The organism is Corynebacterium imitans, assembly GCF_000739455.1.
GTDB lineage: Bacteria > Actinomycetota > Actinomycetes > Mycobacteriales > Mycobacteriaceae > Corynebacterium > Corynebacterium imitans.
Genome location: NZ_CP009211.1, coordinates 1,016,006 through 1,040,085, shown reverse-complemented (window position 1 = coordinate 1,040,085; position 24,080 = coordinate 1,016,006). Strand labels below are relative to the sequence as shown.

At 62.3% G+C, this 24,080-nt stretch carries 23 protein-coding genes, 1 tRNA gene and 1 pseudogene; 13 read left to right on the top strand and 12 right to left on the bottom strand.

Translation table 11 applies throughout. The annotated features are described in order from the left end of the window. Window positions 1-6 precede the first annotated feature (6 nt). From CIMIT_RS04810 to CIMIT_RS04800, 3 genes are read left to right on the top strand one after another with little or no spacing between them, the layout of a single operon-like run. Window positions 7-486 carry a MogA/MoaB family molybdenum cofactor biosynthesis protein gene (locus CIMIT_RS04810; protein WP_038589920.1) on the top strand — a complete coding sequence of 160 codons (480 nt, stop codon included), beginning with the start codon at window positions 7-9 and terminating at the stop codon, window positions 484-486. Next, complete coding sequence (locus tag CIMIT_RS04805; RefSeq protein WP_038589918.1) at window positions 467-937, top strand: molybdenum cofactor biosynthesis protein MoaE; 471 nt, start codon at window positions 467-469, stop codon at window positions 935-937. Before CIMIT_RS04810 ends, CIMIT_RS04805 begins: the two co-directional genes overlap by 20 nt. Then, a complete protein-coding gene (locus CIMIT_RS04800; protein WP_038589915.1) occupies window positions 930-1,940 on the top strand; it encodes a ThiF family adenylyltransferase in 1,011 nt (336 codons plus the stop codon). Before CIMIT_RS04805 ends, CIMIT_RS04800 begins: the two co-directional genes overlap by 8 nt. A 3-nt stretch (window positions 1,941-1,943) precedes the next feature. On the opposite strand, the gene thrB is transcribed toward CIMIT_RS04800, so the two are convergent. The 4 genes from thrB to argS form a co-directional block, all read right to left on the bottom strand. After that, window positions 1,944-2,873: a homoserine kinase gene (gene thrB / locus CIMIT_RS04795; protein WP_038589912.1), complete on the bottom strand. Its 930-nt coding sequence runs from the start codon at window positions 2,871-2,873 to the stop codon at window positions 1,944-1,946. A 15-nt stretch (window positions 2,874-2,888) separates the two neighbouring features. Then, window positions 2,889-4,241 (bottom strand): homoserine dehydrogenase, encoded by a 1,353-nt coding sequence (locus CIMIT_RS04790; protein ID WP_038589908.1) that lies wholly within the window; start codon window positions 4,239-4,241, stop codon window positions 2,889-2,891. An 83-nt stretch (window positions 4,242-4,324) separates the two neighbouring features. After that, entirely contained in the window at window positions 4,325-5,668 is a 1,344-nt protein-coding gene (gene lysA, locus CIMIT_RS04785) for a diaminopimelate decarboxylase (RefSeq protein ID WP_038589905.1), read from the bottom strand. A gap of 28 nt (window positions 5,669-5,696) precedes the next feature. Beyond that, the gene (argS, locus tag CIMIT_RS04780) at window positions 5,697-7,358 is read right to left on the bottom strand and encodes an arginine--tRNA ligase (protein ID WP_038589902.1); all 1,662 of its coding nucleotides are present in this window, start codon (window positions 7,356-7,358) and stop codon (window positions 5,697-5,699) included. Between the two features lie 378 nt (window positions 7,359-7,736). On the opposite strand from argS, the gene CIMIT_RS04775 reads away from it, so the two are divergent. The 5 genes from CIMIT_RS04775 (at window position 7,737) to CIMIT_RS04755 (ending at window position 12,848) form a co-directional block, all read left to right on the top strand. After that, a complete protein-coding gene (locus tag CIMIT_RS04775) occupies window positions 7,737-9,416 on the top strand; it encodes an L-lactate permease (RefSeq protein WP_038589899.1) in 1,680 nt (559 codons plus the stop codon). Between the two features lie 62 nt (window positions 9,417-9,478). Beyond that, complete coding sequence (locus CIMIT_RS04770; protein ID WP_038589897.1) at window positions 9,479-10,264, top strand: (Fe-S)-binding protein; 786 nt, start codon at window positions 9,479-9,481, stop codon at window positions 10,262-10,264. Further along, window positions 10,261-11,823, top strand: a complete 1,563-nt coding sequence (locus CIMIT_RS04765) for a LutB/LldF family L-lactate oxidation iron-sulfur protein (protein ID WP_051904806.1) — start codon at window positions 10,261-10,263, stop codon at window positions 11,821-11,823. The genes CIMIT_RS04770 and CIMIT_RS04765 overlap by 4 nt, the downstream gene beginning before the upstream one ends. A gap of 3 nt (window positions 11,824-11,826) precedes the next feature. Beyond that, entirely contained in the window at window positions 11,827-12,480 is a 654-nt protein-coding gene (locus CIMIT_RS04760) for a LutC/YkgG family protein (protein WP_038589893.1), read from the top strand. 294 nt (window positions 12,481-12,774) lie between these two features. Then, window positions 12,775-12,848 (top strand) — tRNA-Arg (locus tag CIMIT_RS04755). A 118-nt stretch (window positions 12,849-12,966) separates the two neighbouring features. Here CIMIT_RS04755 and CIMIT_RS04750 read toward each other — a convergent pair. Continuing rightward, window positions 12,967-13,194 (bottom strand): annotated as a pseudogene (locus tag CIMIT_RS04750) (IS481 family transposase); the annotation flags it as partial. 597 nt (window positions 13,195-13,791) lie between these two features. Here CIMIT_RS04750 and CIMIT_RS04745 point away from each other — a divergent pair. Together CIMIT_RS04745 and CIMIT_RS04735 are read left to right on the top strand one after the other, a co-directional pair. After that, window positions 13,792-14,751 carry an Abi family protein gene (locus CIMIT_RS04745; RefSeq protein WP_038589888.1) on the top strand — a complete coding sequence of 320 codons (960 nt, stop codon included), beginning with the start codon at window positions 13,792-13,794 and terminating at the stop codon, window positions 14,749-14,751. A gap of 559 nt (window positions 14,752-15,310) precedes the next feature. Beyond that, window positions 15,311-15,562, top strand: a complete 252-nt coding sequence (locus CIMIT_RS04735) for a hypothetical protein (protein ID WP_141757803.1) — start codon at window positions 15,311-15,313, stop codon at window positions 15,560-15,562. A gap of 267 nt (window positions 15,563-15,829) precedes the next feature. Here CIMIT_RS04735 and CIMIT_RS04730 read toward each other — a convergent pair whose 3' ends face one another. From CIMIT_RS04730 to CIMIT_RS04720, 3 genes are all read right to left on the bottom strand, one after another. Further along, window positions 15,830-16,597 (bottom strand): ATP-binding protein, encoded by a 768-nt coding sequence (locus CIMIT_RS04730; RefSeq protein WP_035009361.1) that lies wholly within the window; start codon window positions 16,595-16,597, stop codon window positions 15,830-15,832. Between the two features lie 5 nt (window positions 16,598-16,602). Then, complete coding sequence (istA, locus tag CIMIT_RS04725) at window positions 16,603-18,237, bottom strand: IS21 family transposase (protein WP_038589876.1); 1,635 nt, start codon at window positions 18,235-18,237, stop codon at window positions 16,603-16,605. Window positions 18,238-18,417: 180 nt separating this feature from the next. Beyond that, window positions 18,418-19,038, bottom strand: a complete 621-nt coding sequence (locus CIMIT_RS04720; protein WP_197697020.1) for a TetR/AcrR family transcriptional regulator — start codon at window positions 19,036-19,038, stop codon at window positions 18,418-18,420. A 38-nt stretch (window positions 19,039-19,076) separates the two neighbouring features. Here CIMIT_RS04720 and CIMIT_RS12110 point away from each other — a divergent pair, with 38 nt between their 5' ends. Next, window positions 19,077-19,562 (top strand): ATP-binding cassette domain-containing protein, encoded by a 486-nt coding sequence (locus CIMIT_RS12110; RefSeq protein ID WP_051904805.1) that lies wholly within the window; start codon window positions 19,077-19,079, stop codon window positions 19,560-19,562. 31 nt (window positions 19,563-19,593) lie between these two features. Here the strand turns inward: CIMIT_RS12110 and CIMIT_RS04710 are convergent, their stop codons facing one another. Next, window positions 19,594-20,013 carry a VOC family protein gene (locus CIMIT_RS04710; protein WP_038589870.1) on the bottom strand — a complete coding sequence of 140 codons (420 nt, stop codon included), beginning with the start codon at window positions 20,011-20,013 and terminating at the stop codon, window positions 19,594-19,596. Window positions 20,014-20,081: 68 nt separating this feature from the next. Further along, complete coding sequence (locus CIMIT_RS04705) at window positions 20,082-21,086, bottom strand: ABC transporter permease family protein (RefSeq protein ID WP_038589867.1); 1,005 nt, start codon at window positions 21,084-21,086, stop codon at window positions 20,082-20,084. A gap of 89 nt (window positions 21,087-21,175) precedes the next feature. On the opposite strand from CIMIT_RS04705, the gene CIMIT_RS12105 reads away from it, so the two are divergent. Then, window positions 21,176-21,778 carry a TetR/AcrR family transcriptional regulator gene (locus CIMIT_RS12105; protein WP_051904804.1) on the top strand — a complete coding sequence of 201 codons (603 nt, stop codon included), beginning with the start codon at window positions 21,176-21,178 and terminating at the stop codon, window positions 21,776-21,778. Between the two features lie 183 nt (window positions 21,779-21,961). On the opposite strand, the gene CIMIT_RS04695 is transcribed toward CIMIT_RS12105, so the two are convergent. Next, window positions 21,962-22,369, bottom strand: coding sequence for an arsenate-mycothiol transferase ArsC (locus CIMIT_RS04695; RefSeq protein WP_038589864.1), 408 nt, complete (start codon window positions 22,367-22,369; stop codon window positions 21,962-21,964). A 9-nt stretch (window positions 22,370-22,378) separates the two neighbouring features. Beyond that, a complete protein-coding gene (gene arsB, locus CIMIT_RS04690) occupies window positions 22,379-23,458 on the bottom strand; it encodes an ACR3 family arsenite efflux transporter (RefSeq protein ID WP_038589861.1) in 1,080 nt (359 codons plus the stop codon). Window positions 23,459-23,540: 82 nt separating this feature from the next. Here arsB and CIMIT_RS04685 point away from each other — a divergent pair, with 82 nt between their 5' ends. Further along, on the top strand, window positions 23,541-23,888 hold the full coding sequence (locus CIMIT_RS04685) for an ArsR/SmtB family transcription factor (protein ID WP_038589858.1): 348 nt from the start codon (window positions 23,541-23,543) through the stop codon (window positions 23,886-23,888). The last annotated feature ends 192 nt before the right edge of the window (window positions 23,889-24,080 follow it).

Genomic DNA, 24,080 nt, shown 5'->3' with positions numbered 1-24,080 from the left:
ATATCTATGAGAAAAGCTGAAGTAATTGTGGCGTCGACGCGCGCGGCCCAGGGCGTCTACGCCGACGAGTCCGGGCCGATCGCCGTCGCTTTCTTGCGCGAGATGGGGCTCGACACCCCGGACGCGACCGTCGTTGCCGACGCGGACGTCGATGACGCCGTGCGCGCTGCGCTGCTGCGTGGGCCATCTGTGATCCTCACCTCGGGCGGCACCGGCATCACCGCCGACGACCGCACCGTCGAGGTAGTAAGTGCGCACCTGGAGCGCGAGCTGCCCGGCATCGTGCACGCCTTTTACGATAAGGGCCGCGAGAAAGTGCCTACCGCGATCCTCTCGCGCGCGGTGGCCGGAATCAGCGGCGGCACCTTCCTCATGACGCTGCCGGGCTCGCGCGGCGGGGTCCGCGATGGCTGCGAGGTACTCAAGCCGGTACTGCCCCACCTCCTCGAGCAGCTGGAAGGAAACCATGACCACTCAGCACTCTGACCCCGCCTACGTCTACGAGCAGACAGGCCGGGTGACCGGGACCGTGATCACCGACGCTCCGCTCGAATCGCTCGCGGCGCAGGCCAGTAAAGACACGCTCACCCAGGCAATGGGCGCGCTCGTGCGCTTCGAGGGCATCGTGCGCGACCACGACGGCGGCCAGTCCGTAGCCACCCTCGCCTACGAGGCGCACCCCTCAGCGCCCGAGGAGCTTGCACGCGTCGCCGCCGAGGTCGCAGCCTCCCACCCCGTTAGGATCTACGCCGCGCACCGCACAGGTGATGTGCCCATCGGCGAGCTCGCGTTCTTGGTCCTGGTGGCCAGCGCTCACCGCGGCGAGGCGTTTGCCGCCTGCGCCGAGGTCGCCGACCGGGTCAAGGCCGAGGTGCCCATCTGGAAGAAGCAGGGTCTGGTAAGCGGCGAGACGCAGTGGGTGGGCATTGATGAGTGATCGCTACCTGCGCCAAACCACGCTGATCGGCGATGAGGCGCAGGCAAAACTCCGCGCAGCCCACGTCGCAGTCATCGGCGCCGGCGGCCTCGGCTCTCCCGCCCTGCTCTACCTCGCTGCCGCAGGCATCGGCCGCATTTCGCTTTTCGACGACGACGTCGTCGACCTGTCCAACCTCCACCGCCAAGTCATCCACACCACCAATCGTGTGGGCGAGCCCAAGGTGGATTCCGCCATCGAAGCGCTTAGCGCACTCAACCCGGACACCCAGATCACCCCGGTGAAAGAGCGCCTGACCTGGGACACCGCGTTAGAGCAGCTTCAAGGCGCGGACGTGGTCCTCGACGGCACCGACAACTTCGCCACCCGCCACATCGCCTCCCACGCCGCCGCCCGCCTGGGCATCCCGCACATCTGGGGCTCCATCCTGGGGTTTGAGGCGCAGATGTCGGTGTTCTGGGCCGGCCACGGGCCTGTCTACGAGGACCTCTTCCCCGCCCCGCCGCCGCCGGGTTCGGTGCCCTCGTGCTCGCAAGCGGGAGTGCTCGGCCCGCTCGTTGGCGTGGTCGGCTCCGCCATGGCCATGGAGGCGATGAAATACCTCACCGGTGTGGGCAGCCCGCTGGTGGGCCAGCTCGGCTACTACGACAGCCTCGCCGGCACGTGGGAATACATCCCGCTTGCCCCCGACCCGGCGGTCACCGCGCGCGTACTCGCCGAGGACCCACCCCAGGGCCCCGCCGAGGTCGATCAGCTCACCGCGGGCGCCACGCTTATCGACGTCCGCGAGCCCGCCGAGTTCGCCACCACCCATCTCCCGGGCGCGATCAACGTCCCGCTCGGCGTAATCCTCGACGGTTACACCCCGCCGGAATTGGAAAACGGCGGGGTGCTGATCTGCGCTTCTGGCGTGCGCTCGGCGCAGGCGGTCGCCGCGCTCAATGCACGCGGCATCCGCGGCGTGGCGAGCCTGCGCGGCGGGATGGAGCGGGTTGCTCGCTAGGCCCTAGTCTGCGGTGAGCTCGGCCCTGACCGGCCCTGCGACCTCGAGCTCGAGGACGCGCAGGCCGGATTCGCGGGCCTCGTCCAGGATCTCGTCGTCGACGGGCTCGGTGCACAGCACGAGCGCGGTCGGGCCCGCGCCGGAGAGGTAAGCGGCGTACCCGCGGTTGCGCAGACGGTTGACCCACTCAGCGGTCACCGGCAGCACGTCGGAGCGGTACGGCTGGTGCAGGCGGTCGCGGGTGCCCTCCCATAGCAGTTCCGGGTGGCTCTGAATGGCCACCGTGATCACCGCGGTGCGCGAGACGTTGAAGCGCGCATCCGTGTGCGTGACGTGGCTCGGCAGGACCTTGCGCACGGCGTTGGTCGAGGCGTGGAAGTCCGGCACCAGCGCGTAGGCGCGGATGCGCGGGTCTACCTTTACGCCCACGGCGCGGTACTCCGGCAGCGAGCGGCCGTCGACGGGGATCTCGGTCCAGGACACCACGGCGTCGCCAAGCACGGAGGCACCCGCGTTATCCGGGTGGCCCTCGAACTCGCTGGACAGCTGCACGATCTCTTCGGTGCTCAAGGGACTTCCGGCGAGCGTGTTCGCGGCCACCACGCCGGCGACTGCGGCGGCTGCGGAAGAGCCGAGGCCGCGCGACTGCGGGATGTTGTTCGTGCACGTCACCTTCAGCCCCGGTGCCTCCACGTCCGCGGCTTTCAGCCCCGAGCGGATGGCCTTGACCACCAGGTGGGAGTTGTCACGCGGCAAGTCCTCTGCACCCTCGCCGAAGATGTGCACCTCGAGCCCGGAGGCGATGACCTCCACCTCGACGGTGTCGTAGATGCTCAGCGCGATGCCGAGGGTGTCAAAACCCGGGCCCAGGTTCGCCGAGGAACCGGGCACGGTCACCGTGGCTTTCAGTCCAACCTGCAAATCAGTAGGCATGTGGATCCCTTCTTTTTAAGCATCCAGGCGGATCACGGAGTTGATCGCCTTGACCGCGTCGTGTTCTTCCAGGCGCTGCACGATCGCGCGCAGGTCGCGCTCCAGTGCCTTGTGGGTCACCACGATCAGGTGGGCCTCGTCACCGGACTCCTCCTGGCGCACCGCGGAAAGCGATACACCATCATCGGCGAAGTTGCGGGCCAGATCAGCCAGCACGCCGACGCGGTCGTCCACCGTCATGTTCACGTGGTAACGGGTCGGCACCTCGTCGAAGCCCACGACCTTGTAGTCGGCATACGGGTTTTCCGCCGGGGCGCGGCCGCCGTGGACCTTGTTGCGCGCGGCACCAACGAGGTCGCCCAGCACGGCGGAAGCGGTCGGCGCACCGCCGGCACCGTTGCCGTAGAACATGAGGCGGCCAGCGGCTTCCGCCTCAACGAAGATGGCGTTGTAGGACTGGTCCACACTCGCCAGCGGGTGCTCGTTCGGCACCAGGGTCGGGTGGACGCGGGCGTTGACGGCCGTGGTGTTGCCGTCCTCGTCGTAAAGCCGTTCGCAGATGGCCAAAAGCTTGATGGTCTGGTTGGACTTCTTCGCCGCGGCGATGTCCTCTGCGGTGATCTTGGTAATGCCCTCGCAGTAGACGTCATCGAAGGTCACGCGGGTGTGGAAGCCCATGGATGCCAGAATTGCCGCCTTGGACGCCGCGTCGTGGCCCTCCACGTCCGCGGTCGGGTCGGCCTCGGCGTAGCCCAGGCGGGTGGCCTCGGCGAGCGCGTCCTCGTAGCTCGCGCCGGTGGACGCCATCGCGTCCAGGATGAAGTTGGTGGTGCCGTTGACAATGCCGGAGATGCGCTGGACCTGGTCGCCCGCCAACGAACGACGCAGCATGCCCACGACCGGGATGGCGGCGGCGACGGCCGCCTCGTAGTAGAGGTCCACCCCGGCCTCGTTGGCCGCATCGGCCAGCTCGGAGCCGTGCGCGGCCACCAGCGCTTTATTCGCGGTGACCACGGACTTACCCGCCTGCAGCGCGGCAAGTACCAGCTTGCGCGGGTAGTCAATACCGCCGATGACCTCGACGACCACGTCGACGTCCTCGCGGTTGATCAGCTCGGTGGCGTCGTCGGTCAGGTAAATGCCCTGCACCTCGGGCGCGTCCTTGTGCTTGCCCACGTTGGACACAGCCACGCCACGGACGGCGAGCGGGCCGCCGATGCGGTGCTCAAGATTCTCGGAAAACTCCTGGATCAGGCGCAGCACCTCGGTGCCCACGGTGCCCTTGCCCAGAATGGCAACGCCCACGGCTTGCCCAATTCCCTTGCCCGGGTAGTTCCCGTTACGGCTCTCGGCGCTTGCGACAGTCATGCGTGTTCCTTTTCCTATCTGATGCGTGTGTGTACCCGGCTCAGTGTACCGCTTAGTCTATTTTCTCGTTGTTCGCGCCCGCTTTAATATTCTCGGGCCAAAATATCCTCAACCGTCTCGCGGCGAATCATGGGGGAAATCTCCCCATCGCGCACGGCGACAACCGCCGGCCGACCGAAAGAGTTGTAGTTCGAGCTCATGGAGTAGCAGTACGCGCCAGTCGCGGCGAGCGCGATCAGGTCGTCTGCGGCGATATCGTCCGGCCAGTTGCCGTCCTCGACCAGGATGTCGCCGGACTCGCAGTGCGAGCCCACCAGGCGCGTCTGTAACGGGGTGCCGTGGGTCAGGCGGTTGGCCACGCGGGCGTCGTAAAGCGAGGCGTAGAGCGCGGGCCGGATGTTATCGCTCATGCCGCCGTCGACCGCGATGTAGCGACGCGTGGCGGTGTACGAGGTGTGGACGTCCTTGACCACGCCGACGCGGTACACCGTCACCGTGGACGGCCCAGCGATCGCGCGGCCCGGCTCGACCACGACGGTCGGTGCCTCGATGCCAAGGTCATCGGCGACGTCCTGCACCTCGCGCAACAGGTCGCGGGCTACTGCCGCGACGTCGAGCGGCGCCTCGTCGTCGGTGTAGGCGATGCCGTAGCCGCCGCCCAAGTCCAGGTACTTCAGCGCGACGTTTTGCTCCTTCCAGATCTGGGCGTAGAGGCCCAGCACACGCTCGGCGGCGAGCTTGAAGCCCTCGGCGTCAAAGACCTGCGAGCCGACGTGGCAGTGCAGGCCGGTCAGCTCGAGGTGAGGCGAGTTGATCGCGGCGACGGCCGCCTCGTAGGCGGTCCCGGAGGCCAGGGAGAGGCCGAACTTCTGGTCCTCGTGACTGGTTGCGATGAACTCGTGGGTGTGCGCGTCCACGCCCGGCTTCGCGCGCACGAACACGTCCTGAACCTGGCCGAGCTCCTCGGCCAGAGCCTCCAGCTCGGTGAGCTCCTGCCGCGAGTCGATGACCACGTGGCCCACCTTGGACTCGAGACACAGGCGCAGAAAGCTCTCGGACTTGTTATTGCCGTGGACGGTGATGCGCTCGGGCGGAAAATCCGCGGCGAGCGCGATACGCAGCTCGTTCTCGCTGGCCACGTCGAGTGCGAGGCCCTCCTCATCCACCCAGCGGGCGATGTGACGGGTCAAAAACGCCTTAGACGCGTAGTGGACGTTGCGCGGCGAACCGAAGGCCTCGGCCATGTCGCGGCAGCGGGAGCGGAAATCGTCCTCGTCCACCACCATCACCGGGGTGCCGTACTGCGCGGCAATCTCGGGCAACGCGACCCCGGCGATGGTGATCACGCCGTCGTCCGTGCGCGCGGCGTTGCGCGGCCACACGTGGGCGGGCAGCTGGTTAAACGGCTGCGAATCTGGAGCCTGCATAAAGTTGAAGAACCCTCCTTTAGGGAAACTACATCCGCTCCGGGGCAGACACCCCGACCATGGAAAGCGCATTAGCGAGCACCTGACGGGTGGCCATCGCCAGCGCGAGGCGCGCGCGGTGGATCGGCGCGACCTCCTCGTCCGTCCTCGGCAGTACCTGGCAGGAGTCGTAGAACTTGTGGAAGGCGCTGGCCAGCTCCTCGGCGTAACGGGCGACGCGGTGTGGCTCGCGCAGCTCGGCGGCGGCCTTGACCACGGCCGGGAACTCGCCAAGCGTGCGGATCAGGTCGCCCTCCTTCTCATGGGTGAGCAGGGAGTAGTCCACGTCTTCGAAGTCGGCGCTGTCAAGGCCCGCGGCCTCGGCGTTGCGCGCCAGCGAGCACAGCCGCGCGTGTCCGTACTGCACGTAGTAGACGGGGTTGTCGCTCGACTGCTTGGTCCACAGGTCCAGGTCAATATCCAGGCTGGAGTCCACCGAGGAGCGCACCAGCGAGTAGCGCGCGCCGTCCACGCCAATGGCGTCCACCAGGTCATCCAGGGTAATAATCGTGCCGGCACGCTTGGACATCTTCACCGGCTTGCCGTCGCGCACCAGGTTGACCATCTGGCCAATGAGCACCTCGACCGCCTCCGGGTCGTAGCCCAGCGCCTGGGCGGCAGCGCGCAGGCGAGCGATGTAGCCGTGGTGGTCCGCACCCAGCATGTAGATGGCCAGGTTGTGTCCGCGGTCGAACTTATCGGCCACGTACGCGATATCGCCGGCAATGTAAGCCGCGTTGCCATCCGATTTCAGGACCACGCGGTCCTTATCGTCGCCGAAATCGCTCGAGCGCAGCCACCAGGCCCCCTCGGATTCGTAGAGGTTGCCGTTGTCCTTCAGCGTCTGGATCGCCTTGTCCACCGCGCCGGACTCAAACAGGGAGTTCTCGTGGAAGAAAACATCGAAGTCCACACCGAACTCGTGCAGCGACTGCTTAATCTGCGCGAACATCATCTCCACGCCGGCCGCGCGGAAGGTCTCCTGGACCTCCTCGTCGCTGCCATGAAGCGCATCCGCATGCTTGTCGACGACCGCGCCCGCAATCTCCTTGATGTACTCCCCGCCGTAACCGTCCTCGGGAGTCGGCTCGCCCTTCGCCGCGGCCACCAGGGAGCGGGCGAAGCGGTCGATCTGCCCGCCGTGGTCGTTGAAGTAGTACTCACGAGTCACGTCCGCGCCGGAGGCCTCCAGCACGCGGCCCAAGGAATCGCCCACTGCCGCCCAGCGGGTGCCGCCCAGGTGGATCGGGCCGGTGGGGTTGGCCGAGACGAACTCCAGGTTGATCTTCTGCCCGTCGTAGCGCTGCGAGTTACCAAAGGACGAACCGGCGGCGAGGATCTCGCCCACCAGCTGGCCTTGGGCCGCGGAGGCCAGGCGCAGGTTGAGGAAGCCGGGGCCGGCGACCTCGGCGGTATCGATCGCCGCGTCGGCGCCGAGTGCGTCGGCAAGCCAGCTCGCCAGCTCGCGCGGGTTCGTGCCCGCCTTCTTGGCCACCTGCAAGGCGACGTTCGTGGCATAGTCCCCGTGCTCCGGGTTGCGCGGCCGCTCCACGGTCACGGTCTCCGGGACCACGGAGGAGTCGAGGTCGTGCTCCGTGAGCACGGAAACGGCTGCTTGCCTAATGAGCTGTGAAAGATCTGCTGGCGTCATGGGGTGCAAGTCTAATTCACCGCGCGCGCGATCTCTTCATGGCCTTAAAGACTTTCGCAGCACCGTGCGCACCAGCTGAACCCAAGCCCGCATAGCCCCCGTTCGCTAGGTGCCATCCCCTCCCCCGCAAACGGCCGATCACTACCCCCGCGCGCAAGAAAATGCCAGGTGATACAGGTGAACAAGATCACCCATTTTCCCCGGTTATACCCTGCGTTTAGTGTTTCCCCGTGTCATAATTCTATGTATGCCGCCGCAGGCACAGCTTTGGGGCCAGCGTTACACAATGCACCGACGCAATAAAGCGAGGCGGGTGGTGGGATGCGGTCCTTACGCGAGGCATGTAGTTCGTTTTCCCTCCAACCAAGGAGCGCACCCATGGACCAATTTCAGGTCTTTACCGATGCTGTCGGAGGCAGCCTCGGCCTTTCTGCGTTGGTGTCAGCCATTCCGCTGCTCACCTTCTTCATCATGCTGCTGGGCGTGAAAGCCAGCGCACACCTCTCTGGCCTGGTTGCGCTGATCGCAGCCATCCTCGTGGCCATCTTTGGCTTCAATATGCCTGCCGACATGGCGATTTCTTCCGCCTTCCGCGGCGGATTGTTCGGCCTACTGCCCATCGTCTTTGTGATCATGTCGGCGATCTGGTTCTACCAAATCACCGTCGCCTCCGGCCGCTTCGAGGATCTGCGTTTGGTCTTTGACAAGATGGGGCACGGCGACGTGCGCATCCAGGCCATGCTCATCGCGTTCTGCTTCGGTGGCCTGCTTGAGGCGCTTGCGGGCTTCGGCGCACCGGTGGCCATTACCGCCACGATGATTCTGGCGCTGGGCATTAAGCCGCTGCGCGCAGCCACGATCGTGCTGATTGCGAACACCGCGCCGGTCGCCTTCGGCGCCGTGGCCATCCCGATCACCACCGCCGGCGAGGTCGGCGGTCGCACGCTTGAGCAGACCGAGAACATCGCCGCGATCGTCGGCCACCAGACCCCCTTCCTGGCGTTCTTCGTCCCCTTCATCATCGCCGGCATTATCGACGGCTGGCGTGGCGTCCGCGAGACCGCACCGGCCGCCGTTACCATCGGCCTGTCCTTCGGTATTGCGCAGTGGTGGACCTCGAACTTCTTCGCCTACCAGCTCACCGACGTCATTGCCTGCATCGTCGCACTCGGTGCCGCCTTCGCGCTGCTGCGCTTCTGGACGCCGAAGGGCGTCGAAGCACTGCGCGAGCGCCTGGAACTGCCCAGCACGGAAAATCTCGAAGAGACCGAGCTGCCTGGCAACCGCGTGTGGATGGCACTGATGCCCTACGCCATCGTCGTGGTCATCTTCGGCCTGGCCAACCTGGGCACCGCAATCCCGGGCTGGCTCAACTCCTTCCAGATCAAGTTCCCGTGGCCGGGTCTGCCGGAGGGCTCGCTTCTCGACGCCAACGGGGCCGAAGTTGTCGCCGACTACAGCTTTAAGTACATCAACAACCCTGGCACGCTCCTGGTCATCTCTGGCCTGATCGTCGCCCTGGTTTACATCATCTTCAACGAGAACGGCCGCTACTCGCTGACCTGGGGCCAGGTGGGCAAGGAGCTGACCGACACGATGTACCGCATGCGTTGGTCTGCCGCCACGATCGTGCTCGTGCTCGCGCTTGCGTACGTGATGAACTACTCCGGCCAGACCGTCACCATTGGTGAGTTCTTTGCCAACCTCGGCGGCTTCTTCGCCTTCACCGCCCCCATTCTGGGCTGGATCGGTGTCGCCGTCACCGGCTCGGACACTTCCGCCAACGCCCTGTTTGCGAAGCTGCAGGTCACCGCCGCTGAGCAGCTGGACCTCAACCCGGATCTCATGCTTGCGGCCAACACCACCGGTGGTGTCGTGGGCAAGATGATCTCGCCGCAGTCGCTCGCGATTGCCGCAACGGCGGTAGACATGGAGGGTAAGGAATCCGAGATCTTCAAGCGAGTCGTTGGCTATTCCTTCGCCTTCCTGCTCGCAGTCTGCCTCATGGTCTTCCTGCAGACCAACGTTCTCAGTTTCCTGGCGCCGGTCGTAAACTAGAGACTTAGGTGCCCGGCTGCCGGAGCAATCCTTCACTAGAAATTCACCATAAGGAGTCCACATTGCGAGTAGCACTGTTTTCTACTTGTATCGGCGACGCTCTTTTTCCTGATGCGCACAAGGCCTCGGCGCTAGTGCTATCACGCCTAGGCTACGAGGTCGTCTTCCCAGAAGGCCAGACGTGCTGCGGCCAGATGCACGTCAACACTGGCTACCAGAAGCAGGCCGTGCCAATCATTGAGTCCTACGTCGACGCCTTTGCCGACCCGTCCATCGATTACGTGGTGGCACCGTCCGGCTCTTGCGCGGGTGCCGTGCGTGAGCAGCACGTCTCCCTGGCGGACCGCTACGGCAGCCCCGCGCTTGTTGACGGGGCGAAGAAGGCCGCCAAGAAAACCTACGAACTCTCCGAGTTCATCATCGATGTCGCAGGCACCGAAGATGTCGGGGCGTTCTTCCCCCACCGCGTGACCTACCACGAGTCCTGCCACTCCCGCCGCTTCCTGGAGGTCGGCGAGCGCCCCTACAAGCTGCTGCGCGCAGTCGAGGGTCTGGAGCTGGTGGAGCTGCCCAACCGCGAGGAATGCTGCGGCTTCGGCGGCACCTTCGCACTGAAGATGTCCGAGGTGTCTGCGGCGATGGTTTCCGACAAGGCCCGCCACATCAAGGACACGAAGGCGGAGTACGTCACCGCCGGTGACTCCTCCTGCCTGATGAACATCGCTGGCGCAATGAGCCGCCAGCACACGGGTGTGCGCGCCCTGCACATGGCTGAGATCCTCGCCTCCACCAAGGCGAACCCGTGGACCCCTGAATCAGCCGCGTACTCGAAGGAGAGCATGCTGTGAAAGTCGCACTCGGTAAACCCCAAATGCCGCCCCACGCAAAGGGCCCGAACCACCTGCGTGGCAGCGAGAAGTTCCAGAAGGCTGCGCACCACGAGCTGGACAACGTCACCAAGCGTCGCAACCTGAACTACGCCACCACCGCAATTCGTGTGAAGCGTCAGAACGTGGTTGACGAGCTGGATGACTGGCAGCAGCTGCGCAACGCCGGCTCGTCGATTAAGCAAGACGTCGGCGCGCGCATGCCCGAGCTGCTCGAGGAGTTCGAGCGCAACGTCACCGCCCGTGGCGGCCACGTCCACTGGGCGCGCGATGCGGAAGAGGCCAACGAAATCATCGCCGGGCTCATCGAAGAAACCGGCGAGACCGATGTGGTCAAGATCAAGTCCATGGCCACCCAGGAAATCGCACTAAACGAAGAGCTGGAAAAGCGCGGCATCACCGCGCAGGAAACCGACCTGGCCGAGCTGATCGTGCAGCTGGGCGAGGACTTCCCCTCCCACATTCTGGTGCCGGCGATTCACCGCAACCGCTCCGAGATCCGCAACATCTTCGTCGACAAGATGCCAAACACGGACGAGTCGCTGACTTCCGACCCAGCCGAGCTGGCTGAGGCTGCCCGCCAGTACCTGCGCGAGCAGTTCATGAAGGCGAAGGTTGCCATCTCTGGCGTGAACTTCGGTATCGCGGAAACCGGCACGGTTTCCATCGTGGAGTCCGAGGGCAACGGCCGTATGTGCCTGACCATGCCCGAGACCCTGATCTCCGTGATGGGCATTGAAAAGCTGCTGCCGACCTTCCAGGATCTGGAAGTCTTCCTGCAGCTGCTGCCGCGCTCGTCTACCGGTGAGCGCATGAACCCGTACACCTCCCTGTGGTCGGGTGTGACCGAGGGCGACGGCCCGCAGAACTTCCACATTGTCCTGCTGGACAACGGTCGTACTGCTGCACTGTCGAACGAGATCGGCCGCGAAGCACTCAAGTGCATCCGCTGCTCGGCCTGCCTGAACGTGTGCCCGGTCTACGAGCGCGCCGGCGGCCACTCCTACGGTTCGACCTACCCGGGCCCGATCGGTGCGATCCTCACCCCGCAGCTGACGGGTATGGAGGATCTCAACGACCCGAACTCCTCGCTGCCGTATGCCTCCTCCCTGTGCGGGCGCTGCAACGAGGTGTGCCCGGTGAAGATCCCAATCACCGACATCCTGCTGGAGATGCGCCACCAGAAGGTGGAACAGCACAACCCGCGCCTGGAGAAGGCCGCCTTCGGCCTGATCGGCACCATGTGGGGCAAGCCGAAGCTGTGGGACAAGGCAGTGCGCATGGTCGCACTCGGCCGCGTCCTCGGCGGTTTCAAGGGCGAGATCACCTCTATGCCTGCCCCGATCAATGGTTGGACCGACTACCGCGACGTGGCAGTGCCGCCGAAGAAGTCCTTCCGCCAGTGGTGGGAGACGGACGAGGCGCGCGACCTGCTCGCCGCGGAACGCAAGCGTGGCGTGCCCGGCCGCGATTCCGAAAACACCGACTTTGTCGACCCAAACACCGGAGAGGATAAGTAGATCATGGCAGCCAATGTTTCCTCCCGTAACGCGGACGCGAAGAAGGAAATCCTGAACCGCATTCGCAACGCGCAGAAGCTCTCCAACGCACCCGCGTACGTCGAGCCGGTCCGCGAGTACAACACCTCCTCGGATCACACCCCGGAGCAGCTGCGCGAGATCCTCGTCGACCGCCTGCTGGACTACAAGGCCACCGTGGTGGAGACCTCCGAGGCGGATCTGGCAAGCAACATCGCCAAGATCCTCGCCGAGCGCGGTGCCAAGGACATCGTCTACGCCCCCGGCTTGGACGAGTCCCTCTTCACCGAGTTCGACGGTTCCTCCCGCGCCGATGACCCGGCCTCGGACCCGCGAGAGCTTGGCGACGTCGGCGCCGTCGTCACCGACTCCAAGGTGACCTCCGCCCAGACCGGCTCCATCGTGCTCGAGTCTGGCGATGTGTGCGGCCGCCGCGCGCTGTCACTCGTGCCCGACCGCCACGTGGTGATCGTGCGCCCCGATTCCCTGGTCTACGGCGTGCCTGAGATGATCAGCCGCATCGATCCGGAGAAGCCGGCCACCATGATTTCCGGTGGCTCCGCGACCTCCGACATCGAGCTGGTCCGCGTCGAGGGCGTGCACGGCCCGCGCGACCTGATCGTGATGGTCGTCCACTAATTCGGCACACACAAAGTGGCCGGTACCGCACTCGGTACCGGCCACTTTGCTGTCATTGTTTCCCGTGTCACGCCTCCTCAAAGGCGCACAATCATCATGCGACACCACCCCTGCAAATCAGTGAAAACTCCCTGGCGCGTTCCATGGATGTGCCTAGGAAATCCCGGACTCCCCCACGCCCCGCTCGCTTCTCGACGCCACCCACACACCAATTAACTCCCCACCACCGTCGGGTGCTACGCTCTATCCTGTTGTCTTCACACGCGGAAGCTTCCGCGTAAAAAGCACAACGATGTCTCCGTAGCTCAGTGGATTAGAGCATCGGTTTCCGGTACCGAAGGTCGCAGGTTCGAGTCCTGTCGGGGACACGCTGTCCTCAGTCGCGACATAGTTGACAACTCAGTCGCGAGATGGTGGACAAACCGGTGCCTCGGTTTTTGTTTTTCCGAGGTGCCGGTTTTGTTTTTAGGTCAGTGGACGTTGGCCTTATTGCCAGTATGGTTTTTGGTAATTGCGGGAGGTGTCGATGTAGTGCTCGGTGATGATTTCGCCGGTCTCTTTTAACGATGTGGTGACGTGGTTGTCGGTGATGACCATCAGGATGTGTTTCCCGCCGTAGGCGCGTCCGATGCCTAGGTGGTAGAGCCTTCCGGCGTAGCGGATGGTGACTTTGCCGTTGGTTCCGACGATGTCGTTGCGGGTGCTCCATTCGTCTCTCACAGTAGCGCGGGTCGGACGGGGCAACTCAGGTGTAGCCATACTTCCCACTCTGCGTCGGAATAAGCGCCTTGTCTTTGTTGAACCAGGTCAGTTCTAGTTTCTGGCTTCTCGCCACGGGAACCTCCAATATCATTTTTCCCACTGTATCGGCATTACCGGCAGCGTGGGGACGTGATTTAACCGTATCTTCGAGGAGGGTGACTTACCCCGGTGACACGCACCTACCCGGAGGGGTCGGAGGGGGTCTCCCGACCGTCTCGAAAGGCTCTGACATCTCCCTCGTGTTCCATACACGGCACGTTGAGACACAGGTGGTCGCGTCCCTCCTTCCAGATCGAATACCCCTGAAATAGGGCAAACCAACCGGCGATGAACAGCGGTAACGCAATTCGGGCGGTGGACAACGCGACTCATTCTCACGCCGAGTCACGCACAACCCCCCTGTCCGTCTATAGTGAAGTCATCAGCCCCGTTCAGCCGCCTCTCCCGGAAGCGCCCCGCTGTTCGGCCCTGTTCAACACCCCACGCGAGTGGGGTGTTGTTCTTTCCCTAAAAGGTAACGCTGCACTCCATTGGTAAAGTTACTGTCTAATGAAGAGCGGAGATAATAGACCACCTTTCCTCACCACAGATGGGAAAATCGAGTACCTAGAAGAGCGACACTATTTCCCTAGGTCGTCAATCACAGAAGACGACGTGGCTCGCCTTGCCACGGTCAATTTTCACTTCTTTATCGGGTACGCCAGGAACTTCCGCTACCTGCACGACAACGGCGCAATTACCGTGCAGAAATCCCCCAGCGAAGTATTCAGAATCATGGACGCCGACTCACAAATGTCTTCGTACATATTCTCAGGCATCCGCACTGTTGAGTTCCAACTGCGTCACCATTTTGTAAATGCGCTGTGCAAAAGTTCCTGTCCCTACGACGATTATCTGGAACCGTCCAACTATCTCCTTCTTGATAGCAATTACACGCCGGAGGACCTGATTGAGGGAATGTTGCGCGACATTCTCAACTACAGGGAGGCGTATGTTGTCAATCACATAGAAAGACAATGCAGAATTATCGGACTACCACAGCCCCCACGATGGGTTACGAGGGACAACCGTGAGCAGGTGTTGCAGTTGGTCCAGGGCCTACCGATCTGGTCAGTCGTGGACAGTCTGACTCTCGGTCACCTGAACCGCGCCATTTTGTCGTTCAACCCACCTGGTACCCAAGGCCCACTCTGGAAAGAGGTGTCTGGTGCCTTGAACTTCAAGGCGGACCGCTTCGCGGTTGGGTGCTCGTCGATTCTTTTCCTCCGAAACCTCACTGCCCACCATAACCGGCTGTGGATGCGCCCCACATCGAACACACCGACGAGAGCCGGACTATTTCGTAAGAAAATGAAAGATGTAGACCCACGCTCGATGGTGGTGGCCTTTTACAACCTAGCAAGTATGCACGGTGCTTCGGTGGCTCGGAATTACGCAAGCGGGTTCGAGAAGTTAATCGACCAAAACCCTGCCTACGCCCACGGTATTCAGCAGATTTCACCGGATTAGATACCCGCCCCTAGCACTGGTTCGCACTGTTCGGAGGCGCGACGCAACCCAACGGGTCCGTGTCGCCAGGATAGGGCAGTTAGAGATTGATTCCGGTAGGCCCGCGCAAGCATTACCGGCAGCGTCGAGCGCGACCCCCCGTCCGAACCCCAGTAAAGCAATAGGCACGCGCGGTATGTGGTTGAATGGCAGAGAGACATAAACCACTCAGTCTCACTACCGAAAGGAAGAAGGTGCATGGGCAATGACTCTCAAAACGAGGAACGCCACAGCCCGAGCCCGTCGCCGGGGAGTGGACATGATGGAAACCAACCCCCGCCCCCTGCGGACGAAGGCACGCATGGCGAAGAACGACCCTCGGGCGACCATTTACAACGGATGGAAAGCAACGTTCAACGCCCTGGATCGCAGTATTCAGCTAGTACAGAAGACGAAGTAGTCACCGCTGAAATTGTCGAAGAGCTCACTCGAAGGGTTGACTCGTATTTATGGAGTGCTCCAGCTCCTTCACCGGAGACTTTAGAGGCTTAACCCGTCCTTTGCTGACCGCGCCATGCAGATGGCTGAGCAGAGTATTGCTGCGTCGAACCACGAGAAGGAGTGGCTCGCGAAAGGTGACGTCGACGCTTTAAAGCGCGGCCAATATTTGAGTTTCGGCATGTTTATCACTTCGGTTGGAGCCGCGATCGGTGTCTATCTGGGCGGTGTATCCGAACTGTTCGCCGGGTTGTTTCTCGCCCCCGCTGTCTTTCAGTTTCTGGGTAAATTCGTCAGAACTGTCCGCGAAAAAGAAGACGACAAAATCGAGTAACGCGGCTGCCACACCGGTGCCTCGGAAATCCGAGGCACCCGACTTCTTTTCCCGTATGACTCCCTCAGCATCGCAGCTGGTTGGGTTGGTGCGATAGCCAGTTGGAGCTAGCTCCATTTAGGTCACGCGGATCACCGCCACCTGGGCTTTTCTAAGCCGTCCTACCCCAAATTGTTCAGAAGACTGAAATGGTAGCGGTGTGGTGAGTATCTGGTAGCGCCTGAGTGAGTATCCGGTAGCGGTGTCTCACTCAGGCGTTGTTGGTGGTTATGTGTTGGTGTTAAGGCGCATGTTTGGTCCTTCGAGTGTGATGATCTCGGCGCCGGAGACGAGTCGGTTGAGGATTGACTCGGAGATTACGGCGTCGGGGATGGACTTGTACCACTCCAGTGGGGTGAATTGTGAGGTCACTATCGTTGAGACTTTGCCTTCTCTCCCGGCGAGGATGTTGAGAAGCTGGTGCGCGGTCGCGGCATCCACAGGTGTGGTCAGGAAGTCATCGAGGACCAGGACGTCGACGTCGTGGAGGCGCTGGATGAATTTTAGCCGTGTGGGGTCATCGGGTTGGAGGACTGCCAGTTCGGCGGCGAGCATGTCGGTGCGGTAGAACCGTGCGGAGTAGTCGTTGCGGCATGCTGCTGTGATTAGGGCTTGGGCGAGGTAGGTTTTGCCGACTGAGGATTTGCCCAGGATGACAATGTTTTGGCCCAGGTGGCACCATTGTCCGTGAGCGAGTCTGCTGACTTGCTCGGGGTTGATGTTGCGGTCAGGCGTGCAGACCACGTTTTCAAGGCAAGCATCAAGGTTTGGCGATCGGGATGCTTTCAGCAGTTTGTTGATGCGTCGTTCACGCCTGGCCGCGACTTCTTTATCGAGTGCGTAGAGCACCTTTTGGGAAAAGGTCCATGCGTCGAATGCGGGATCGTTGGCGATGTCGATGACGCTTCTGCCGAAGGCAGTCATCCGCAGTGCGGTGAAGTCGGGCAGGACGGATTCGTCAAGGAAGCGATCTGTTGGCGGGGTTGGTGATGACATGGGCTTTAGTGTCCTTTCTTAGCGAGGTTGTCCATGCTGAACTGGTCTGCACCGCCGAGAAACGCGCCGGTGGTATCCCGGTCGACGATTGCAGGGGCGGTGGGCTGGTTGACTGTGGTGCTGCGCGGGGGCTGGTCTAACCCGCGGGGCCGGGTGGCGTGTTCTTTGCGTATGGCGGCCATCATGTTTTTGACTGCGGTATATGACACCGCCCGTCGGCTGCCGTCGTTGGCGATCAGGCGTTGGCATGCCTCTTCCAGGATTGGTTTGTTGCCGTGTTTGCCCATCGACAGCACGTTTCTGCAGGACTGGTAGGCCTGGGCTGGGATGGCTTTCGCCGCGATGAGTTCTTCGATGACCTTGCGTGTTGCCGGGCCGGTTTTGCTGGCTTCGCGATAAAAGTAGTCGCTTGTCCACAGTCCACGGGTGGAGTCCATTCCAGATGGAATGTGCTCATAGTCAGTGACATAGGCCCCACGCTTATGCGAGACCTGGTGGGTTGCCACGGTTGTCCCCTGGTCAAAGACGGTCAAGACTTGGCCTGTGATGCGCACATCGACAGTGCGGCCAACAAGCTGGTGCGGGACGGAGTAGCGCACCGTTGCAACCGTGATATGGAAATCCGGGGCTACTTTCGCACGCTTCCACTCGGTGTGCTGCCACGGGGTTGCCGGCAGATCGGCAAGGAGATGCTGCTCGTGTGCTTCGAAGAGATCCCTGCGGCTTGACTGCTGGCTGCGAAACGGCACGGAGGTGTTGATCGCGTCGACTAAGCCCACAATCTTTCCGTTGAGCTCGTCTAAGTCAACACACTGGTGGTCTTCAAGGGCGTGGATGATCTTGTGCGTGACGATCTTTACCGCAGCTTCCACATTCGCTTTATCTTTCGGCCGACGCGCGCGTGTGGGAAGTGCTGCTGTGTTGTAGTGCTCCAAGAATTGCTGGTAGGTGTCATTGACCTTCCGATTCCTATCGGCAGTGCTGATCGCGTTTGATGCCGTCGACGCGTTATCGGGGACAACAACCTGGCAGACCCCGCCGAAGTAGTCAAACGCTTGGCGGTGTGCATCAAGCCAGGACTGTTGTCGCTGGTCAACACACGCACAAGCAAACAGCATTCCTGAATACGGCAGCGAGGCGACGAAAATGCTGACTTTCGCACCCGGTGTGCCCGCAGGGTCGTACAGGCGCATCTTGGTCCCTGCCCAATCCACCTGCATCGTATGCCCTGGTGCATGGGTGATCCGGGCGGTAAGCCCGGCTGCATCGACATGGGAAGCGACCAGCTGGCGGAACCGGTCGTAGCTGTAATGGCGCGGGCCCGGCTGGGCGGGGATCGTGGTGTAGCGAGCCCACAATACTTGCAGTGTCTGCTTCACACGCCCTGTGCGTGCTTTGACGACCGCGTCAAAGTCAATCGGGACGAACTCGCCTTGCCCACTGCTGCGCCCGTCAACGAATATCTCGTCTAGCTCATCATTCGTCAACGCCGCGACCTGCTGGGCAGTAGTCAGGCCAAGGCTTCGCAGCGCTTGGTTCGCCCGAGAAATCGCGCGGTGCGAGCACCCGAGCTGGTCTTCAATCTGGCGGTAAGAACGCTTCCTAATCAGCAGCGTCATCACCGCACGGTAATCCGTCATCAGCGGACTCCTTCCAGTACGCGCCGCACCCCAGTGGTGCGGCTACCGGAAGTATCACCCCGAGCGCTGTGAGCTGCTACCAGATACTCACTGAAGCGCTACCAGATAGTCACGACACTGCTACCAAATAGCCGGTCGCAACACCCAAATGGAGCTAGCTCCGTTTAGGGCCCACCTCTCCTACCCCAGCGCGCCTCTGAGCAACCGCTCCAACAGCACTCCGAATTCTCGTACCGACATCGCTGCGTGCGGCCCAGCCCGGAGGAGGTAGCGCGACACGAGTGCACCAAGCAACACGGTTGAAATGCCAATGACGGCTTCGTGGGCACTCGCCTTTGTGGGTCGATTCTGCCGCTCCTTGAGGTCAAGCAGGAGCTGTTCCGCCTCTGCGAAGATTTCCCTCTCGATGTAACCGGTGACAAGTGCTCGGGTGTCCTCGTCTTCGAACGCGAGACGGAGGGTAGGGAGCACAGTGTGCTGGATCTGGGGTGTCTCGCAGAACGCGACAAACGCGCGCGCAAGCATCGCCGGCAGCGTCGCAAGTGACACCCCTTCGGCGGACCGCACCGTTTTGAAGACCGCGGAAGGACTGAACCCTCCAAGCATCGCCTCGCTAAACAGATTCTCCTTCGTGCCGAAGTAATAATTCACCAGCGCATGATCAACGCCAGCTTCTTGCGCGATGGTGCGGAGCGTCGCGCCTGTATATCCAGACAGGATAAAATTCTTCTGCGCTGCACTAACAATGCGTTCACGGGCATCCGATCCGCCGCGCGGTCGCCCTTGTCGTTTATTCACCACGCTCGACAGCCTAACACCAACAGACCGATGATCGAAGCATGCAAGATACAGACATTCACAACGCTGCGGTGATGATGGACCGGGCTTCGGCCCGGATCATCGACAACGCCAGCTTTACTTTGCCCCAGGGGTCAATGACGGCCCTTGTCGGGCCGTCAGGGTCAGGTAAGACGACACTCATGCGGATGATTGTCGGGACACAAGCCAACGTGAGCGGAGAGGTTCGCGCGCTCGGCCAACCCGCCGGCGACCCCAGCCTGCGAACCCGGGTCACATACGCGACCCAGGCTGCCAGCGTGTTCGAGGACCTCACTGTCCAAGAGAACCTCGACTACGTCCGCAGCATCTACCGGCTCCCAAGGAAGCGGGTTGCTCTTGACGACGTCGCTACCCGTTCAGGCATTTCGACCAACTGGCTAGAAGACACAATCGAGCCGCTATTGGACAACCACCCGTTGCTCGCGAAAGGAATCACCCAACCGGCGCGATACGGGGAAATGCCCTCTAACACCCTTATCGACTAGTCCTTTGTGTCCTCGAACGTGGTCAGCAGCCCTACCCCTGCTTGGTCACGTTCCAGCGCACGCCGAACTTGTCCTCCACCACGCCGAAGTGGTCGCCCCACGACGCGAGGGCGAAGGGCATGACGGTGTTGCCGCCGTCGTCGGCAAGCGTTGCGTAGAGCGCCTCACCTTCCTCCGGCGTCTCCACGTACGCGGTGAAGCCGAAGTCGCCCCGGTTGAGGCTGGTTTCATTGCGCTCGAGGTCGTCTCCGCCCGAAATGGAAAACGGACCGGTAAGCGTGGCGTGGGCGATAGCCTCGCACGGCGGGTCGAAGGGGAACTTCACCCCTTGATCCAGCTGTTCGCCGTAGGTGAGCAGCTCAAGATCGCCGCCGAAGACGGATTGGTAGAACTCCAGCACCTCGCGTGCGTTGCCGGGGAAAGAAACATAGAGCTGTGTCGTCGTTGCCATGTGCGCCGAATCTAACAGGACATGAGAAACACCCGCCGACGCTCGACGGGTGTTTGGGTGGAGACAACCTACGCGGTCTTCTCCTTCGAACGGTCGAAGGCCAGCAGAATCAGGCCAACGACGATCCAGCTGCACAGGACGATCCAGGAACCCTGCGCGTCCGCGCCGTCGAAGAAGCTCAGCGAGCGCACGAGGTAGCCGGTCGCACCAATCGGCATGAGCTGGCCCAGTGCGGACCAGCCGGCCGGCAGCAGCCATGGGCCTGTGGCCAGGCCGACCAGCGGGTTAGCCACAAAGATGGTCAGCACCGCGCCGAGGCCAGCACCCGGCACGCCAAGAAGTGCGCCAAGACCGGCGGTGACCGACGAGGTTGCGGCGATGCCGGCAGCGATAGCCAGCCACTCCATGCCCACGCTGCCGCTGAGCGAGCCGTAGATGCCGTGCAGCATCCAAACCGCAACACCCGCGCCGAGGATGGACACACCCGTGATGACTGCGACCTTCGACCACTTGCGGCCACGAAGCAGCACGGTTGCAAGCATTCCGGAGATCACGCCACCGAACGCGAGCGGCAGGCCGAGCAACGCGAGGCCCTGGGCCTGCGGGTCATCCTCGGTCGTGGGGGCGAGATCCTCGGTCTCCACCGGCATGCCGGAGGACTGCATGTTCTGGGCAAGGCCATTGAGCATCTGCACGTACGGTGCACCGTTACCGGAAGCGGTGTAGACCGTGGCGCTGCCCTGCCCGATTGCGATCGCGCCGACCGCGTCGCGGTTTCGCACCATATCTTCAGCCTCGTCCTGTGAGCTCACCACGACGAAGTCCGGGTGCTCCTCCTGCTGCTCCGCCTGAGCACGCAGCTTCTCAACGACCGGCTCCGGCCCCGCCACTGCCACCGGCACCCCGTCCGGGCCGGAGGCGAAGGTGGGCGCAAGAAACGCCCACAGCATGAGGCCGAGGATTATCGGCAGGCCCAAAATCAGGGCGATGGTCTTTTTCACGGTGCTGTTGGTGTTGTTGATGCGGCTGCCATCGGTGGTGGCGGTTTCCTGTTGCACCACGGTTGTGCTCATCGTTTCCTCCAAGTGGAACAGACTGTTTCGCTTTTACGAAGTGGATCATATTGTTTCATTTTTCGGTTGTCAAGGGTAAAGTGCCGGATATGCGAAAAGATGCTGCTGAAAACCACAAAGCGCTTGTAGAGGCGGCCACGACGCTCATTGCCCAGATGGGGCCGAAGGTCTCGCTGCGCACCATTGCGAAGGAAGCAGAGGTGGGTGTTGCCACCGCGAGCCGCCACTTCCCTACCAAGGATGACCTCTACCGCGCGGTGCTGGAAAACATCATCGACAAGATGCGCGCGATCGTAGACAAGCACGTTCCCCGCCTCCCCGGCGCCCCCGAGGCGACGTGGCGCTGCGCCATCACTGAGATGGTGGACAACGGCTTCCCTGCCGTCGGCCAAGAATTCCTGCCCGTGTTCGCACCCCACATGGGCCAAGAGGAACGAAACATACTGATAGAAAAGGTAAAAGCCCTCTACCGTCCCCTCCTCACGGAGGCGAAAAAGTACGGGCTGTGCCCCGGCGACCTCGACGTCCTAGACTTCCATTTCGGCATCATCACACTGTCGCGGCCGCTGCCAACCATCGCAGAAGAGGTGTTCGCCCGTAGCAGGGGGTGCCTCGTAGACGTGTTTATCGACGGGCTGCGGGCGCAGGCCGAAGGGTCACAAAGCAACCACTCACAAAGCACAATCGTGTAATTCGTGCCACAATGCGGCGGTGTGAGGATCGAGAAGCAACGCTCCCGAAAACCGTCCAGCAATCCGAAGTACGCAACCTCCCCCTCCACCACCCACTACCGCGGCACGTCGCCGGCACGCATGCAGGCGTCACGGTTCCGCAATAAGCAGCGCATCCCGATGACTCCGGCGTATTAAAGGCCGTTACAGGAGTTCGTCGATAAGCGAGCGCACACGGGCGTCAATGTCGTCGCGTACGAGGCGCATGCGCTGCATGCCTTCGATGCCGCGGAGCGAGGGTTCGTCGGTACGCCAGCGCTCCAGCGTGCCGCGTGCGTCGTCGGGCATGTCCACCTGCGCGTCTTCGCCGAGCACCACAACGCGATCAACGCTGCGCAGCAGTTCCGGATCGATGGGTTTGGGCGTGCCGCGCGACATGTCGGCGCCGGCCTCTGCGATCGCCTCGACCGATTCCTGGTTCAGCGACGTGCCAGGTTTGGTGCCCGCGGAGTGGATGCCGAGCTGGCTACCCGCGTGCTTCTCGGCGAGCGCCGCCGCCATCTGGGACTTTCCGCCGTTGCCGACGCACACAAACAAGACTGAGGGCTTCATAACGTCTCCTTAGGACAATTTGGGCAGGGTTGGGTCACCCGGGAACAGTTTCGGGCCGATCCCACGCATGAGGTAGACGAGGCCGACGAGGATAGGGATCTCGATAAGCGGCCCGATGGTGCCCGCCAGCGCCTGGGCGGAGGTGGCGCCGAACGTGCCGATCGCCACTGCGATGGCCAACTCGAAGTTGTTGCCGGCAGCCGTGAACGCCACCGAGGCCGACTGGGCGTAGTCCATGCCGGACAGTTTGGCTACCAAGAGTGCAATAGCGAACATGCCGACGAAGTAGCACAGCAGCGGGATCGCCACCCGTGCCACCGTCCACGGCTGGGAGAGGATCTGGTCGCCTTGCAACGAGAAAAGCAGGACGATTGTGTACAGCAGGCCGATCAGCGCGAGTGGGGAGATCCGGGGCAGGAAGGTGTTTTCGTACCAGTCGCGGCCCTTGGTGCGCTCGCCGATAATGCGAGACAGCAGCCCGGCCAACAGCGGGATACCCAAAAAGACCAGCACGGAGGACACGATCGCCCAGAACGAGAACTTCACCGAGGTGGTTTCCAGCCCCAGCCAGGCAGGCAGGATTTGCAGGTAGAACCAGCCGAGTACGCCGAACATGACCACCTGGAACACCGAGTTGATAGCTACCAGCACTGCGGTGGCTTCCCGGTCAGCGCAGGCGAGGTCGGACCACACCAACACCATGGCGATGCAGCGGGCGAGACCGACGATGATCAAACCGGTGCGCAGCTCCGGGGCATCTGGCAGGAAGATCCAGGCGAGCGCGAACATGAACGCGGGGCCGACAATCCAGTTCAAGATGATGGACACGGTCATGAGACGTTTGTCGGTGGCAATCTCGCGGGTCTTGTCGTAGCGCACCTTGGCCAAAGGCGGGTACATCATGACCAGGAGGCCGAGCGCGATCGGAAGCGAGATGCTTCCGACTTCGAGACTCTCAAGTGCGCCCGAAAGCCCCGGCACCGCTCGGCCGAGGGCGAGGCCCGCCGCCATGGCGAGCATGATCCACACCGGCAGGAAGCGGTCAAGAAACGACATACGCTCTACCGGCTGAGAGGTTGTGTCTTCCATCTGGAATCCTTATCTATTGACAGCATTCAAAACGAACACTAAACAGCATATTTATCACTGTCAATATGACGAGGTAGGAAGAATGAACGATTACGTCGCCACCACAGAAAACACCGGCCTCGACTGCTGCTCGCTGGGCTCCGGCTTGCTCTCCGAAGACGACGCGACGCGTTACGCGGACCTGTTCAAAGTTTTAGCGGACCCCGGCCGACTACAACTTCTCTCCAGAATCGCCGAAGAGGGCTGCGAGCCGATGAGCGTGGGCGAACTCACGCAACGCTCCGGGCTAAGCCAACCGACAGTTTCCCACCACCTCAAAAAGCTTACCGAGGCCGGCCTCCTAGAAAAGAGCCGCCAGGGCAGGACAGTCATACACCGGCTGCGCCCGGAGCTGTTCGAGGAACTTCGCACCGTGCTGCAAATCGGCTGAGGTGTCTACCGTCTGTCAGCATTCCTCTCCCAGGCACGCAGTATCAACTATGTCGCAACTTCGGACATGTTGGTTTACTGAGAGAGGCGTCGCTATGGATGCGTGCGTTGCAGCACCGAATGACCACGCCCAGGCCAAGAGCACGTCGCCGTGCCCAAACCCTCCACCTCGGTCCCGATGCATGCAAGACCC

What these genes read in the sequence shown, in the direction of transcription:
- CIMIT_RS04810 (WP_038589920.1), top strand. Translation starts at nt 7, where the DNA reads ATGAGAAAAGCTGAAGTAATTGTGGCGTCGACGCGCGCGGCCCAGGGC.
- CIMIT_RS04805 (WP_038589918.1), top strand. Translation starts at nt 467, where the DNA reads ATGACCACTCAGCACTCTGACCCCGCCTACGTCTACGAGCAGACAGGC.
- CIMIT_RS04800 (WP_038589915.1), top strand. Translation starts at nt 930, where the DNA reads ATGAGTGATCGCTACCTGCGCCAAACCACGCTGATCGGCGATGAGGCG.
- thrB (WP_038589912.1), bottom strand. Translation starts at nt 2,873, where the DNA reads ATGCCTACTGATTTGCAGGTTGGACTGAAAGCCACGGTGACCGTGCCC.
- CIMIT_RS04790 (WP_038589908.1), bottom strand. Translation starts at nt 4,241, where the DNA reads ATGACTGTCGCAAGCGCCGAGAGCCGTAACGGGAACTACCCGGGCAAG.
- lysA (WP_038589905.1), bottom strand. Translation starts at nt 5,668, where the DNA reads ATGCAGGCTCCAGATTCGCAGCCGTTTAACCAGCTGCCCGCCCACGTG.
- argS (WP_038589902.1), bottom strand. Translation starts at nt 7,358, where the DNA reads ATGACGCCAGCAGATCTTTCACAGCTCATTAGGCAAGCAGCCGTTTCC.
- CIMIT_RS04775 (WP_038589899.1), top strand. Translation starts at nt 7,737, where the DNA reads ATGGACCAATTTCAGGTCTTTACCGATGCTGTCGGAGGCAGCCTCGGC.
- CIMIT_RS04760 (WP_038589893.1), top strand. Translation starts at nt 11,827, where the DNA reads ATGGCAGCCAATGTTTCCTCCCGTAACGCGGACGCGAAGAAGGAAATC.
- CIMIT_RS04745 (WP_038589888.1), top strand. Translation starts at nt 13,792, where the DNA reads ATGAAGAGCGGAGATAATAGACCACCTTTCCTCACCACAGATGGGAAA.
- CIMIT_RS04735 (WP_141757803.1), top strand. Translation starts at nt 15,311, where the DNA reads ATGGCTGAGCAGAGTATTGCTGCGTCGAACCACGAGAAGGAGTGGCTC.
- CIMIT_RS04730 (WP_035009361.1), bottom strand. Translation starts at nt 16,597, where the DNA reads ATGTCATCACCAACCCCGCCAACAGATCGCTTCCTTGACGAATCCGTC.
- istA (WP_038589876.1), bottom strand. Translation starts at nt 18,237, where the DNA reads ATGACGGATTACCGTGCGGTGATGACGCTGCTGATTAGGAAGCGTTCT.
- CIMIT_RS12110 (WP_051904805.1), top strand. Translation starts at nt 19,077, where the DNA reads ATGCAAGATACAGACATTCACAACGCTGCGGTGATGATGGACCGGGCT.
- CIMIT_RS04710 (WP_038589870.1), bottom strand. Translation starts at nt 20,013, where the DNA reads ATGGCAACGACGACACAGCTCTATGTTTCTTTCCCCGGCAACGCACGC.
- CIMIT_RS04705 (WP_038589867.1), bottom strand. Translation starts at nt 21,086, where the DNA reads ATGAGCACAACCGTGGTGCAACAGGAAACCGCCACCACCGATGGCAGC.
- CIMIT_RS12105 (WP_051904804.1), top strand. Translation starts at nt 21,176, where the DNA reads ATGCGAAAAGATGCTGCTGAAAACCACAAAGCGCTTGTAGAGGCGGCC.
- CIMIT_RS04695 (WP_038589864.1), bottom strand. Translation starts at nt 22,369, where the DNA reads ATGAAGCCCTCAGTCTTGTTTGTGTGCGTCGGCAACGGCGGAAAGTCC.
- arsB (WP_038589861.1), bottom strand. Translation starts at nt 23,458, where the DNA reads ATGGAAGACACAACCTCTCAGCCGGTAGAGCGTATGTCGTTTCTTGAC.
- CIMIT_RS04685 (WP_038589858.1), top strand. Translation starts at nt 23,541, where the DNA reads ATGAACGATTACGTCGCCACCACAGAAAACACCGGCCTCGACTGCTGC.